Annotated in this window: 12 protein-coding genes and 1 pseudogene; 3 read left to right on the top strand and 10 right to left on the bottom strand. The window is 60.5% G+C overall.

Going from position 1 to position 13,322, the window contains the following annotated elements; genetic code table 11:
* Nucleotides 1-822: pseudogene (locus ABYO54_RS06205) on the bottom strand (hypothetical protein); the annotation flags it as partial.
* Between the two features lie 193 nt (nt 823-1,015).
* The gene (locus tag ABYO54_RS06210; protein WP_372807377.1) at nt 1,016-1,327 is read right to left on the bottom strand and encodes a cupin domain-containing protein; all 312 of its coding nucleotides are present in this window, start codon (nt 1,325-1,327) and stop codon (nt 1,016-1,018) included.
* Between the two features lie 71 nt (nt 1,328-1,398).
* On the opposite strand from ABYO54_RS06210, the gene ABYO54_RS06215 reads away from it, so the two are divergent.
* Complete coding sequence (locus ABYO54_RS06215; protein WP_372807378.1) at nt 1,399-1,989, top strand: LysE family transporter; 591 nt, start codon at nt 1,399-1,401, stop codon at nt 1,987-1,989.
* Nucleotides 1,990-1,996: 7 nt separating this feature from the next.
* Here the strand turns inward: ABYO54_RS06215 and thiF are convergent, their stop codons facing one another.
* A complete protein-coding gene (thiF, locus tag ABYO54_RS06220; RefSeq protein ID WP_372807379.1) occupies nt 1,997-2,785 on the bottom strand; it encodes a sulfur carrier protein ThiS adenylyltransferase ThiF in 789 nt (262 codons plus the stop codon).
* Between the two features lie 141 nt (nt 2,786-2,926).
* Between thiF and ABYO54_RS06225 the strand changes: the two genes are divergently transcribed.
* On the top strand, nt 2,927-3,505 hold the full coding sequence (locus ABYO54_RS06225; RefSeq protein ID WP_372807380.1) for a DUF502 domain-containing protein: 579 nt from the start codon (nt 2,927-2,929) through the stop codon (nt 3,503-3,505).
* Here ABYO54_RS06225 and ABYO54_RS06230 read toward each other — a convergent pair.
* The 5 genes from ABYO54_RS06230 to ABYO54_RS06250 all read right to left on the bottom strand — a co-directional run bounded on the left by ABYO54_RS06230 (nt 3,484) and on the right by ABYO54_RS06250 (nt 7,069).
* On the bottom strand, nt 3,484-4,164 hold the full coding sequence (locus ABYO54_RS06230; RefSeq protein WP_372807381.1) for a CPBP family intramembrane glutamic endopeptidase: 681 nt from the start codon (nt 4,162-4,164) through the stop codon (nt 3,484-3,486). The two genes, ABYO54_RS06225 and ABYO54_RS06230, sit on opposite strands and share 22 nt — an antisense overlap.
* 115 nt (nt 4,165-4,279) lie before the next feature.
* Nucleotides 4,280-5,143, bottom strand: coding sequence for a DUF89 domain-containing protein (locus ABYO54_RS06235; RefSeq protein WP_372807382.1), 864 nt, complete (start codon nt 5,141-5,143; stop codon nt 4,280-4,282).
* Between the two features lie 74 nt (nt 5,144-5,217).
* Nucleotides 5,218-5,520 carry an HPr family phosphocarrier protein gene (locus tag ABYO54_RS06240; RefSeq protein ID WP_372807383.1) on the bottom strand — a complete coding sequence of 101 codons (303 nt, stop codon included), beginning with the start codon at nt 5,518-5,520 and terminating at the stop codon, nt 5,218-5,220.
* 123 nt (nt 5,521-5,643) lie between these two features.
* Entirely contained in the window at nt 5,644-5,889 is a 246-nt protein-coding gene (locus ABYO54_RS06245; RefSeq protein ID WP_372807384.1) for a hypothetical protein, read from the bottom strand.
* Entirely contained in the window at nt 5,882-7,069 is a 1,188-nt protein-coding gene (locus ABYO54_RS06250; protein WP_372807385.1) for an ATP-binding protein, read from the bottom strand. The genes ABYO54_RS06245 and ABYO54_RS06250 overlap by 8 nt, the downstream gene beginning before the upstream one ends.
* Nucleotides 7,070-7,283: 214 nt before the next feature.
* On the opposite strand from ABYO54_RS06250, the gene ABYO54_RS06255 reads away from it, so the two are divergent.
* Nucleotides 7,284-9,962 carry a DEAD/DEAH box helicase family protein gene (locus ABYO54_RS06255; RefSeq protein ID WP_372807386.1) on the top strand — a complete coding sequence of 893 codons (2,679 nt, stop codon included), beginning with the start codon at nt 7,284-7,286 and terminating at the stop codon, nt 9,960-9,962.
* A gap of 33 nt (nt 9,963-9,995) precedes the next feature.
* On the opposite strand, the gene ABYO54_RS06260 is transcribed toward ABYO54_RS06255, so the two are convergent.
* Together ABYO54_RS06260 and ABYO54_RS06265 are read right to left on the bottom strand one after the other, a co-directional pair.
* Nucleotides 9,996-11,768, bottom strand: coding sequence for an NADH-dependent [FeFe] hydrogenase, group A6 (locus ABYO54_RS06260; protein ID WP_372807387.1), 1,773 nt, complete (start codon nt 11,766-11,768; stop codon nt 9,996-9,998).
* A 23-nt stretch (nt 11,769-11,791) separates the two neighbouring features.
* A partial coding sequence (locus tag ABYO54_RS06265; RefSeq protein WP_372807388.1) for an FAD-dependent oxidoreductase occupies nt 11,792-13,322 on the bottom strand: 1,531 nt, incomplete at its 5' end.

A 13,322-nucleotide genomic window follows, 5' to 3' on the forward strand; every position in this document is an offset into this window, starting at 1 on the left:
GAACGTTTCAACGCGCGTCCATTCGGTCTCGTCGATCACGAGGCGGAACGGGTCGTTGTCGTCGACGGGCGGAAACTTGACGTAGAAGGTCTGGCCGGGCTCCCGGGTCGTTGCGCAATGCTCGTCGCGCCAGGAAGTCGACGTCGCGGCGCGCTGGCGCCGGAACGGCTTCGTTCCGCCGAACACATAGCGCCCGGCATGGCCGAAGGCCAGCGTCCCGCCCATGTTGGTGATTTCATCGTGTTCGACATTCGCGCTGCCGCGGGCGGCATCGCCTTCGGTTGGGTACGACCCCCAGTTGAGCTCCCAGTTGCCATAGACCTCGTTGCCGATCTCCCAATAGCGGATTCCATAGGGTTCCGGGTGGCCGTTTTTGGCGCGGACCGCAGCCCAATCGATTCCGCCGTTTGGATTTTCGCCGACTTGGCAGTTCATGTATTCCACCCAATCCGCGGCGTCCTGGGGTTTTTCATAGGCGTAGGCCACCATGATGATCCCTTCGTTGAACGGCCCGGTCTCGAGCAGCCGGCCAAACTCGTCGGGCCCGAATTCGTTCGTTCGCGGATGCCGGTAGTTTCCGCTGATGTTGGCCGTGCGCTTGTCCAGCGGGCCGATCGCGCGTTTCCATTGATACAGGTTGCCCTCGGATCCCCCGGGAAAGCGGTAGGTGCGCAAACCGATGCCCGCCGCGAAACGCATGTGGCCCTCGTCGAACGAGCCGTCTAGCGCCAGCAGGCCTTGGCCGCCATCGGGATAAATGTTGTTGGCCCCATGCAGCAACGGGGAATTGGGGCGGATTTCCGCTCCGAAATCAATGGTCACGGAGGCCTCGCGCGGCGGCGTTCGCCCGCCCCCCGCAACGGTTCCGATAAGACAAAAAAGCGCGGACGCGCAAACAACTGGTTTCTGAAATTTAGTCATGCCGATTCTCTTGGGCGCCGAAGCTCGCCGGATGCTCATTATGCTTCGGAATTGAATAAGGAACGTCTTCTATGTGGAAATTCCCCCCGGATTCTCAATAAAACACCGCCAGCCAAATGGTTTTTTCGGTTGATGAGGTTGCGGCCACGCGGTGGCGCCGATGCGCGGGGATCAATAGATGGTCGCCGGGATTCAGCGCCACGGTTTCGTTTTCGAATTCCAGCACGGCCGATCCCGCAACCAGCAGCACCCACTCGTCCTGCTCCTGGTCGTACCAAAAGCCCGCCGGCGATGCGTGGCCGTCGGAGACGATCCGCTCGATCCGGACCCCCGGCTTTTCCGCAAGGATCTCGACCAGCTCGTCCGGCAGGGTCTCCGGAATATTTTTATGCAGATTGCTTTTCATTCGCATCTCCCGATTCGTTGCGTAAGCTATACCGCATGTTTTCATTGCTGACAATTTTCGCCGGCGCGTTTGTGGTCGGATTATCGGGCGCGATGGCGCCGGGCCCGGTGCTGACGGTCACCATCAGCGAAACGCTCAAGCGCGGCTTCAAGGCCGGCCCCTTGATTGTGCTGGGCCACGCGATGCTCGAAATCATCCTGCTGGCGCTGATTTTTGCCGGGCTCGGCCCGTTTTTCGAGCATCCGGCCGTGACCCAGCTATTTCTGGTTGCGGGCGGCGCGGTGCTGCTTTGGATGGGCGGCGGAATGATCCTCCAAAACAAGAAGAGCACCGACGACGCCCTCAACGCCAAAGGCGCCGAGACGCCCTACGGGCCGATCTGGGCGGGCATCGTGCTGAGCATCACCAATCCCTATTGGATTATCTGGTGGGTCACCATCGGCATGGGCTTCGTGACGCAGTCGATCCAGTCGGGCATCGCCGGATTGCTCAGTTTTTATTGCGGCCACATTCTCGCCGATCTGACGTGGTACAGCTTCGTCTCGTTCAGCGTCTCCGTTGGACGGAAGCTTTGCCCGCCCATGGTTTACCGGGTCGTGTTCGTGGCCTGCGGAGTCGTATTGCTGGGCCTCGGCGGACTCTTCCTCTCCAAAAGCTTCTGAACGAATCCTATTCTTCGCCCAGTAAAATCCGCAGAACGACATTGGCCTGCATGTGGGCGGCGATGCCGACGCGCGGCGCCATGAGGCCGCAGCCGGGAGCCGCCCCGGTTTCGAGATCGCCGACGATGTACACGCGATCGCCCATTTTACGCACGCCGATGCTTTCACCGGAGCCATAGCCCGCCATGCCGGAGGCGGCGACAATCGGCGCGCCCTGGAACGATTGCAACAGCATCGCCTTTTGGTCGGCGCGGTCGAACGCCTCGACCATCACGTCGACTTCGCCGAAGAGCTCGCCGATATTGTCGGGCGCGATGCGCACGCAATGGGCGTCGTAGGTTACATAGGGATTGATCCGCCGCAGGTTGGCCAAAAGCGCTTCGGTCTTGGGCTGGCCGAGCTGGTCGATGAAATATTGCTGGCGGTTGAGGTTGCTCGGTTCAACAACGTCGAAATCGGCCAGGATGAGCCGCCCCACCCCGATGCGCGCGAGCGCCACCGCGACGGAGGAGCCGAGCCCGCCAAGCCCGGCAATGCCGACGGTGGCCTGCTTGATTTTGGCGTGCACGCCCGGCGTGTGGCGCGCCGCCATCAGCGCTTCGAGTTCTTCGACGCATGGGATCCCGCCGCGTTGAATCAGGTTGACGGAGTCGCCCTCGTGCAGCGGCACGTCGTCGGCCACGGCGGCGCCGTTGTAGACGAGTACATCGGCATCCGGTTTCAAGCGGTCGCGCAGCTGGAAAAGCGTGGTGCCCGCCTCCAACTCGATGGCTTTTTCGTTCAATAAAATCGTCATGGGCCGATTAACCCCGAATGGGGGCGCCGAACGCAAGAATCAAGAAGGCAATTCTGCTGGAACCCGGCCCACGAAACCCGCATCATTCCGCCCATGCTTGCTCGAACTAAGATTTTTTTTAAGACGACCTTGCTCGGTGGCGTGATCGTGATCCTGCCGACGATCATTCTGGGGTTTGCCTTCAAATGGCTTTTCGGCATGGTCGGCAACGGCATCAAGCCGCTGACGGATCTGGTGGTGAATACCATGACCCTGCCCGACCGCTTCGACCAGCCGATCGCCACGGCGATCGTGCTCTCGGTGATCGTGCTGGGCTGCTTTTTCGTGGGGTTGCTCGTGCGGACGCGGATGGGACAGTGGATCTACCACAGCTTTGAAAACAGCGTGTTGAGCAAGGCTCCGGGCTACAAGATGGTGAAGGAAACCGTGAACCAGTTTCTCGGCAAGAAGGAGTCGCCCTTCTCGTCCGTGGCCCTGGTGCAGGTGTTTGAAAACGACATGATGATGACGGGGTTCATCACCGATCGCCACGACAACGGAATGGTGACGGTGTTCGTGCCGACCGGCCCGAACCCGACTTCCGGTTTCATCTATCACCTGAAAGCCGAGTTCGTCCATCCGGTCGAGGTTTCGGTGGAAGACGCCATGCGCTCGGTCATCTCCTGCGGCGCGGGATCGGAAAAGCTGATCCGGGCACTTCAGCCGAAGATCAACCCATAGCCCGTGCCAAAGACGGCGAGGTCGACGAGGGCGTGGGAGAGCCAGCCGGGCCAGATGGTTTTGTAGCGCACGTACATCCACGACCACCAGACGCCGCCGAGAAAAACGAAGAGCGCGCAGAGCGCGGCGACGGTCGTGCTGAAATAGACCTGCATCGCGAGATAGTGATGCAGCGTGAAACAGAAGGCCGACGCCACGATGCCGCCGATCCGGCCGAGCACCTGCTCGAACTGGCGAACAACAAACCAGCGCCAGACATATTCCTCCAGGACCGAGTTGACCACGACCCAATAGACCGCCGCGCCGATATACCGTTTTTTGCTATCCAGCCCGACCTCGTGCATCATCTCCTTGAAAAAGTCGCCGTCGATCAGGCTCTTGCCCAGCAAGAGCGCCGCCCCGACCACGAAGACGCTGATGAGCAGTCCGCTGGTCAAACCGACCGCATATCCGCCGCGTCCCGTTTTCCCGGGCGTCGGCAACCCCTTCTCCACGAGAAAGAACCAGAGGGCGGGCATGGCCAACAGCCAGATCTTGGTAAACAGGAAGAGGCCCTTCCCGATGGGGGTGTCGGGAAAGAGGATCATGCCGAACAGGACGCCGACCGAGGGCGCCGGAATCAGCAACAGCAAAGAGGCTATCGCTTTGGATTTCATCATCTGAAAGAGGCGGTTCTATGTTGTCCCGTTTTTAAGGCGCTAAGGACGCAGAAACCCGCAAGGCCATTCTTTGCGATCCTTCGTGTTCTTGGCGCCTTTGCGTTTTAGTCACCGATCAAATTCCGTTACTCCGCCGGAAATAGATGCTGCCGATCGGCAGACCGGTCTCGGCGGCGACCACTTCGCATTTGACCTTCATCAGGAAAAAGATTTCCCGGCCGCAATCCTGCAGCGTTTCGAAGTTGCCCTGCCCTTTGGAAACAATCATGTCGGCGCGGTCGAACCACGCGCGGAATTCCGGCGAGCATCGATCGAGGAGCGTACCGGGCGCGTCGGAGCCGTTGTCGATGACGCGGCAGAGTTGGTCGATGCCGACCTGCGGCACCTCGACCGGCGTGATGTCGTTGAGGATCGGTTTTCCGCGTACGGCATAGACCACCTTTTCGGTCGGCAGCTGCTCGATCAGCAAACGGTCGAGCACGGCCTCGCCGCAGTTGTCGCCCAGGTAAAGGATCAGCGTCGCCTGCTGGGCCTGTTGCTCGAAGGCGGCGAACGAATCCATGCACATGTCCGATTCGACGGCGTGCTTGATGACGCCGAGCAGGTCGTTGTTCTTTTGGCCGTGGGGGGTCCCGAAATCGATAATGTTGCCGGCAATGGCCATTCGCAGGGCCGTTTCCAACGGGTTGGCGGACTCCTCCACCTCGATTCGCAACTGCGGCAACAGCTTGAGCACCTCCGCGTTGGACCGCCGCTTGGCATCGGCGTGCGGATCGGCGACGCCCGTCAGCTCGGCAACCGCGCGGAAATAGTCGGCGGCCACTTCCGGCGGGCTCTTTTCGTAGTCGCTCTCGGCGGCAATTCTTAGAACGGTTCGAAGCACCTGTTGCTGGAGTTCCGGATTATCCGGCGCGTAGGCCAGCGCGGCTTCGGTGCCTTGGCGGGCAAAACAGGGAATGCAATCGTTGTAGACTTTCATGTGATCCTTCGCTTAGAGGCGCAAACCTAAGCAGAACCGATTCGCGAAGGAAAGGTTGCGGGGCAGGAATCCGTTTAGGCCGCCCGGGTATCGATGTCGCTCGGCGTCTGGTCGTCGGTGTAGTTGTTGAAATAGGCGGCAATGGCCGCGAGCGCTTCCTCGGCATCGTTTCCGATGGCGCTCACTTTCAGCTCATCGCCGTGGAACGCGTCGAGCAGCAGCAGTTCAACCGCGCTATGCGCATGGGCGATCCGATTGCCTTTATAGAAGGCAACGATCGCATCGAAACCCGCGGCAATTTCCGATACCTCGTCGGCCGGGCCCATGTGGAGCCCAAAGCGACTGTTTATTGTAATGGTATCGCTAAATACGTTCACGCTACCCTCCGAATTCTTCAAAGACACGTTGTTTAGAAGATGGAACAATAGCTCATACGCAGACAGAATCAATTACAATGTATACATGCATTTCTAAAGCGGGCTTAAGTGGAACAAATCCGGCTAGTGCCCAAACACCATGGTCTGGCAATCGACGCCATCGATGGCCTCGAGCGCTTCGATCATCCGGCAGGTCTCCTCGGTGTCGGCCATCTCCAGCAGGATGAGACCGTTCGACGAACAGATGTCGTCGTGCATGCCCAGGCGGGTTTTGATCTGCGCGCCGTATCGGGTGAACACCTCCTGCACGTTGACGGCATGCGCCTCGCGATCGACAATATGAACCCCGACGATGATGTGCTTATCCATTGCGTTCTCCTTGGTTAGTGAAATCCGGCATCTTGCGTTTCATGTATTGGTCGAACTTGGGAACCGTAAAGGCCACGAGGCCGCGCTTGGGGCTGTAGGCCATGCCCTTCTTGATGACTTCGTCGCGGATGGGGGCGGCCTGTTTGACCGTTAGGCCCAACAGATTTGCAACGGCGGTGGAGTTCGCGGGGTCGTTTCCAAATTCGGCCATGGCCCGGGCATAGTGCTGCTGCCGCTCGGTGAGCCGCTCGAAACGAACCTTGAAGAAGCTTTCGTCGAGGGCGGCTTCGGCCTTGCGCGATGCTTCGCGGGCATTGGCGGCGGTGATCGGCGAGGACTGCGCGATCTGCCAAACGTGCGACCCCCAAACCTGGAGAAAGAAAGGATAGCCCTCCGTCTCGCGCAGAATTTCCTCCAAGGCGCCGGCTTCGAACTCCACCCCCTCCCGCTTGGCGGGCTCGACCAAGGCCATGCGGGCTCCGTCCGGATCGAGCGGCCCGACTGCGGGATAGGTGAACAGGCGCTCGGAATAGGATTTCGCATCCCCGGCCAGTTGCGCGAGCTGCGGCAGACCCGCCCCGAAAAAGAGCAACGGCAACTTGCGTTGCGAGATCTTGTGCAATGCCATGATGAGCGCGCCCAGGTCGTCTTTCGCCAGATACTGCACCTCGTCGACCAGGATCACGGCAACGGTGTTCCTCGCTTTGGCCGCTTCGCCGATCGATACGAGCAGATCGGTGAGATCGATCGCCAAATCCCCGGTGACCATCGGTCGGGCGACGCCCAGCTCGAATTCGCCCAAATGGACCCGGAAAATCCCGGCGAAAGCCTGTAGGAGCGAGAAGGCTTTTTTCACCTCGTCGCCCATTCGTTTGCGGCGGTCGATCTTCAGCAGGAGGCGATGAAGTTGCTGGGTCAGCAGCTGCGGGAGGGTACGGTCCATATCCGCTTCGAAAATCGAGGTTTCGCACCCCAGGTTTTCCGCAATCTGGTCGATGCGGTTGAGCAGGACGGTCTTCCCCACCCCGCGCAATCCCAGCAAAATCAAACTTTGGGACGCATGGCCATTTTGTACCCGTTTGATGACGTTTTCGGCATCGCGCAGTATGTTTTCGCGCCCGGCAAGTTCCGGCGGCGGAACCCCCGCACCCGGACTATAGGGATTGTTGATCAGATCCATATCGCTTTATCCATCCATGTTATCTTTGTTTGGCGGAGATAACCTAACAATTAATAACGCGCCCGGAAAGCCCGTTTACCGCCGCCTTGTCCCGATAAGTTATCGCCAAAACCCCTAACTCGCCAAACTAGCCGGGATAACGGCCGGCCCCTTCGGCCTTTCTCCCAAAGCCGGTTCTGGCGGTTCGCGAATCCACGCCGTATAGTGTCGGTCTATGCTTGGACGATCCAAAGAAAAGCAGGCTGGAACCGACTTTCCTTCGCTGAAGTTCCGCTTCGGTTGGCGGCCGTATCAAAAGCGGGTGCTGAATGCGATTGAACACCACCTGAGCGATCAGCGGTTGCATGTGGTGGCGGCGCCGGGCGCAGGGAAAACCGTGCTGGGGCTTGAAGTGTTCCGCCGTCTGAAAAAGCGCACCGTCATCCTCTCCCCCACCCGCATCATCCGCGACCAATGGCTGCAACGCCTGACCGACTTCTGCGAAACCGACGATCCGCTGAGCCTCGATTGGGTCAGCAACCGCCTCGCGGATCCGCAGATGCTCACTTCGATCACCTATCAGGCGCTCCACTCCAAATCGCGCGCCGAGGAAGAGACCGACCCCGAGGATGAGGACGAGGCCGAAACCGAAACGGTCGATGCCGCCGTTGTGGTGGAAACCTTTCAGCGGCACCGGGTTCAGGTGATCATTCTGGATGAGGCCCATCATCTGCGGGCGGAATGGTGGAAGGTGCTGGCCCAGATTTGCGAGGCGATACCCGACCTGGTGATTGTTGCGCTCACCGCCACGCCGCCCTATGACTCGAAGGCGCCCGAGTGGAAGCGCTACGAGGAACTCTGCGGACCGATCGACGAAGAGATTTCGGTGCCGGAGCTGATCCAGGCCGGCACCCTCTGCCCGCATCAGGACTATCTCTGGGCCGTGGATGTGAGCCCGTCGGAAAAAGAGCGGATCAAAACCTACGACGACCGGGTGAAGCAGTTGCTGAATCATCTGGAGAACGACGAAACCTTTTGCACCTGCATCCTCGATCATCCGTGGCTGGACGAAGAACTCGACCCCGCCAGCGTCTACAGCAATCCGCAGGCGGCCATGGCCGTGCAGGTTTTTCTGAAGCATAAAACCGGCGAAATCGCGCCGGAGCTCTGCGAGGCCCTGGATGTTTCCATGAAGGATATCCCGGCGCTCAGCCGGACGTGGTGGCAGATTCTGCTGGAACATTTGCTCTTCTCCGGAACGGTCAAACAATCCGCCGCGGCAACCGCATACTACGCCGAACTGAAAAAGCGGCTGCGCTCGCTGGAACTGCTGCGCAAACGCGAACTCTCGATTGTGCGCTCCCGGCGGCTTGAGCGGTCGCTGGCGCTGAGCAAACAGAAGGTAACGGCCTGCCTGCTGATTCATAAATTGGAACTCAAACAGCGCGGCGACGAACTGCGGCAGGTGATCCTGACCGACTACATCCGCGATGAAGCGCTAAACAGGGCGGATTCGCTCGGCACCGCCACCCTCGGCGCCTGGCCCATCTTCAAAACGCTCTGCGCGCAATCCCCGATCGCCGGCTCGATCGCCCTGCTGACCGGCCGGCTGAGCATCGTGCACGAAGCGCTGGCCGAAGCCGCCGATCAGAAAATGGTTTGCACGCCGTTCGAAGGGATGCCCGGCCATGTAAAGGTCGCCAGCCCGCTGAACGTGTTGACCAACAGCGTTACCGCCCTGCTGATCAAGGGGCGCATCAAAACGCTGGTGGGAACCGGCGCACTGCTCGGCGAGGGCTGGGACGCCCCGGTGGTGAATTCGCTGATTCTCGCCAGCTCGGTGGGTACCTATATGCTGACCAACCAGATGCGCGGACGGGCCATCCGGCTGGACCGGTCGAAGCCGGAAAAGGTCAGCAGCATCTGGCATCTGGTGGCCATCGATGTGAAAAGCGAAAGCGGCCTCGGCGATTTTTTCGATCTGAAGCGGCGCTTCGAAACCTTCGTCGGCCTCTCCGAGCACAATCTAAGCATTGAAAGCGGCTTTAAGCGCATGCAGGCCTCCGGACTCGAACTCGGCCTGACGGAGCTGAACGCCTACGCCTGCTTTGCCAACAACCGGCAGATGGTCGGACGCTATCGCAGGATCGCAACGGTATCGCAACGCTGGAAAAAGGCGCTCGCATCCGACCGCAATGCGCGCGTGGTGCCTTCGGTCGAAACGGAAATGCTTCCGCGGCTGCGCGCCTACCACATCCGAAATACGCTCGGGCATTTGCTCTTCCGCCTGCTGAGTGCGCTCGGTTGCTGGCTGAGCTGGGGCGCCGTCCTGGCCCGCCACGAATGGGCGCTGCTCTTTGTAGCCGGCGGAATTGGAACCGCCTGGATGGTTCTGTTCCGGTTCCGGGAAACCCTTGCGGCGCTGCGCATCGGCCTGCGGCACCTGCCCGTCGACGGTTCCCTGCGGCAAATCGGCAAGGCCCTGTGCCGGGCCCTTTGCGAAGCCGGCATGATTGAAACCCCGTTCCGCCGCCTGCGCATTCGAACCGTCTGCTCATCGGACAAAAGTTTTTATCTGAGTCTGAGCGGCGGCACCTATTATGAATCGAGTCTGTTTGCGGACGGGCTGGCCGAGCTGCTCGGCCCGATCGACAGCCCGCGCTACCTGGTCATCCGCCAAGGGCGCTTTCTCGGGTTTAATCGCGACGACTATCATGCCGTTCCCGCACGGCTGGCCGTCAAAAAAGAGCTCGCGGAATTGTTCTTCCGCGCCTGGTCGCGGTACGTCGGACCCTCCGACCTCATCTACACCCGCAGCGAAGAAGGGCGCGCCGAACTCGTCCACGCCAAAGCCCGCGCCTTCACCGCCGCCTTCAAAGAAGAAACCCGGCGGCTCGATCGCTGGCAATCGTAACCCGAAATTGGAACCAGGAAGCTTGGGTTTTGGCTACACCCGCTCTTTCTCGAAGTATTTCGTGTGGAGCAGTTCGTGCGACTTGTGGCCGAGGGGCTTTCCAAGGAACTCCTCGTAGGCCTGCAGAATCTGCGGATTGGTGTGCGATTTGCGCAGGGTTTTGCCTTCGTCTTCGGCATAGATGGCTTTCATCCGGGCCTGGCGGACTTCATCGGTCGTGATGCGCGGCTGTCCCCCGCCCCCGATGCAGCCGCCGGGACAGGTCATCACTTCCACAAAGTGATAGACGGCTTCGCCGGCGCGGATCTTTTCGATCAAGGCACGGGCGTTGGCCAACGAATGCGCAACGGCGACCTTCGCCGTGACCCCTTCGAGGAAACTCCATTCCGGCACCGTTCCTTCGATGGTGATCTCGGCTTCCTTGATGCCGTCGAGCCCGGCCACCGGGGTGACGTGCAGGTTATCGAACGGCAATTCGCGGCCCGTGATGATTTCGTAGGCCGTACGCAGCGCCGCTTCCATCACGCCCCCGGAGTTGGCGAAAATGTCGGCGGCCCCGGAACCGAGACCGAGCGGCGCATCCATTGCCGAATCTTCCAGCGCGGGGAAGTCGATTCCGGCCTGGGTGATCATGCGGCCCAGCTCGCGGGTGGTGAGCACCACGTCCACATCCTGCGCGCCGCTGGAATTCATTTCGGGGCGCGCGGCTTCGTATTTCTTGGCGGTGCAAGGCATGACGGAAACCATGAAGATCTCGTCCGGTTTCTTGCCGATTTTCTGGGCATAGTAGGTCTTCACCATCGCACCCATCATTTGTTGCGGCGATTTGCAGGTGGAAAGGTTCGGCAGCATGTCGGGATAGTAGTATTCCATGAATTGGATCCAGCCCGGCGAGCAGCTGGTGAACATCGGAAGCGCCACCTCTTCGCCATCGACCAATGCGTTCTTAAGGCGCGTCAATAGCTCGGTCCCCTCCTCCATGATGGTGAGGTCGGCCGAAAAGTTGGTGTCGAACACGGCATCGAAGCCCATGCGGCGCAACGCGGTGGTCATCTTTCCGGTCACGAGCGTCCCCGGTTCCATGCCGAAGCATTCGCCGAGCGCGGCGCGGATGGCCGGGGCGGTCTGCACGACCACCGTCAGACCGGGATCGTCCAGCGCGGCCCATACCTCGGCGGTCTGGTCGCGCTCGGAAATGGCGCCGACGGGACAGACCAGCGAGCACTGTCCGCATTGCACGCAGGTGACCGTGTTGAGCCCTTTGCCAAAAGCGGGACCAATGGTGGTCTTGAACCCGCGACTCTGCGGAAACAGGGCGGAAACACTTTGCGTTACCGTGCAGACGGTTACGCAACGACGGCACGAAATGCACTTGGCGCTGTTGCGCACGAGGGCAATGGTGCTTGCATCCTGGCAGCGCGGCGCCTTTTCGCCTTCGTAGCGCAGCTCGCGGATGCCGAGGTCGCGCGCGATCGATTGCAGCTCGCAGTCTTCGTTTCGGTCGCAGGTTTTGCAGTCGCCCTCATGCTCGGAAAGCAGCAGCTCCACCACCACCTTGCGCGCTTCGCGCACGCGGCGGTTGTTGGTGTGGATTTTCATCCCGTCGGTTGCCGGCATGACACACGAAGCCACCAGATCCTTCACGCCATCGATCTCGACCAAGCAGACGCGGCAGGCCCCGATGGCCTGGACCTTTTCGAGATAGCACAGCGTGGGAATATTGATGCCCGCCTGCTTGCAGGCTTCAAGAACGGTGGTTCCCTCTTCAACCGTAAACGGTTTGTTGTCGATGGTGATCTCAATCATTTTACAATCCTCGTTAATGCCCGTTACCATGAGTGGACTTCTTCGCGATAGTCGCAGCGCAGACAGCGTTTGGCCTGCCGGATCGCCGTGGCTTCGTCCCAGGGCTGTTCGACTTCGTCGAAGTTGCAGCGGCGCCGTTCCACCGGAATGAGCGGCTGCTTTTCGCGCTCGTATGAAACGGGATCCGCATCGGGATCGAAGAAGGTGCCGACTTTCTTCTCTTCGCGCCAGAACGCGTTGTTCTTGCCCGTAAGGAACAGGTCGATTCCTGCGGCGGCCTTCTCGCCATCGGCGACCGCTTCGATGACGGAGGATGGGCCGGATGCAACATCGCCGCCCGCAAAGATCCACTCCTGCGAAGTTGCCTTGGTGAGGGCGTCGGTCGCGATGTAGCCATTCCGCTGCACGTTCAAGGACTGCGATCCCGTCAACAACGGTAAATCGACACGCTGGCCAATGGCGGCAATCACCTGGTCGCACGGCACAACGAAGTCCGCGTCCTCCCCTGCCACCGGGCGGCGGCGGCCGGAGCGGTCGAACGCGCCGAGCTCCATCGGCTTGCACCGGATGCCGACGACTTTTCCGTCTTCGACGATGATTTCTTCAGGCGAGGTGAGCAACTGCAGCTTGACGCCTTCGGCTTCGGCCTCTTCGATCTCCTCTTCGTAGGCGGGCATTTGTTCGCGGGTGCGGCGGTAGAGCACCGTCACGCTTTCGGCATCGAGCCGCGCGGCCGTGCGGGCGGCATCGATGGCCGCGTTGCCGCCGCCGATGATCACGACGTTTCGGCCGACCGGGACGGAACCGCGGATGTTGTAGTCGCGCAGGAAGGTCATGGCTTCGCAGACGCCTTCGGCCTCTTCGCCGGGAAGGCCGAGTTTCAGGCCGTCGGGCGCACCAACCGCCAGGAAGAGGGCTTCATAGCCCTCTTGCTTGAGGCTTTCGAGCGTGAAATCTTTCCCGAGCGCCTTGTCACACTCGATATCGACCCCGAGACGCTCGATCATGCGGACTTCGCGGGCCAGGATTTCGCGCGGCAGGCGATAGGCGGGAATGGTTTGCGCCATCATGCCGCCCGGGCGCGGTGCCGCCTCTAAGACCTTCGGTTTGTACCCGAGCCGCGCAAGGAAGTATGCACAGGAGAGCCCTGCCGGACCCGCCCCGACAATCGCAATCTTCTTGGCGGCGTTCTTGGCGTTCTCTTTCACTTCCGGAACCTGGATGATCATCTCCTGCTCCACCATGAATCGCTTGATGCCACGGATGGAAAGCGGGCTGTCGAGCGACGAACGCCGACAGTGCTCTTCGCAGGAGTGGAAACAGATCCGCGCGCACGCAGCGGCGAACGGATTGCGTTCACGGTGCAGCTTTAGCGCATCGGCATAGCGTTTTTCGCCGACGAGCGAAATGAAACCGGGTACATCCACCGAGGCCGGGCAAGCGCTTTGACACGGCGCACGGACGAGTCCGGCGCACACCCCGGCACGACATTTCTTTTCGCGGATGTGCTCTTCGTATTCCTCGCGGAAGTGGCGGATGGTGGACAATACCGGA

The organism is Pontiella sp. (genome assembly GCF_041622395.1).
Classification (GTDB): Bacteria; Verrucomicrobiota; Kiritimatiellia; order Kiritimatiellales; family Pontiellaceae; genus Pontiella.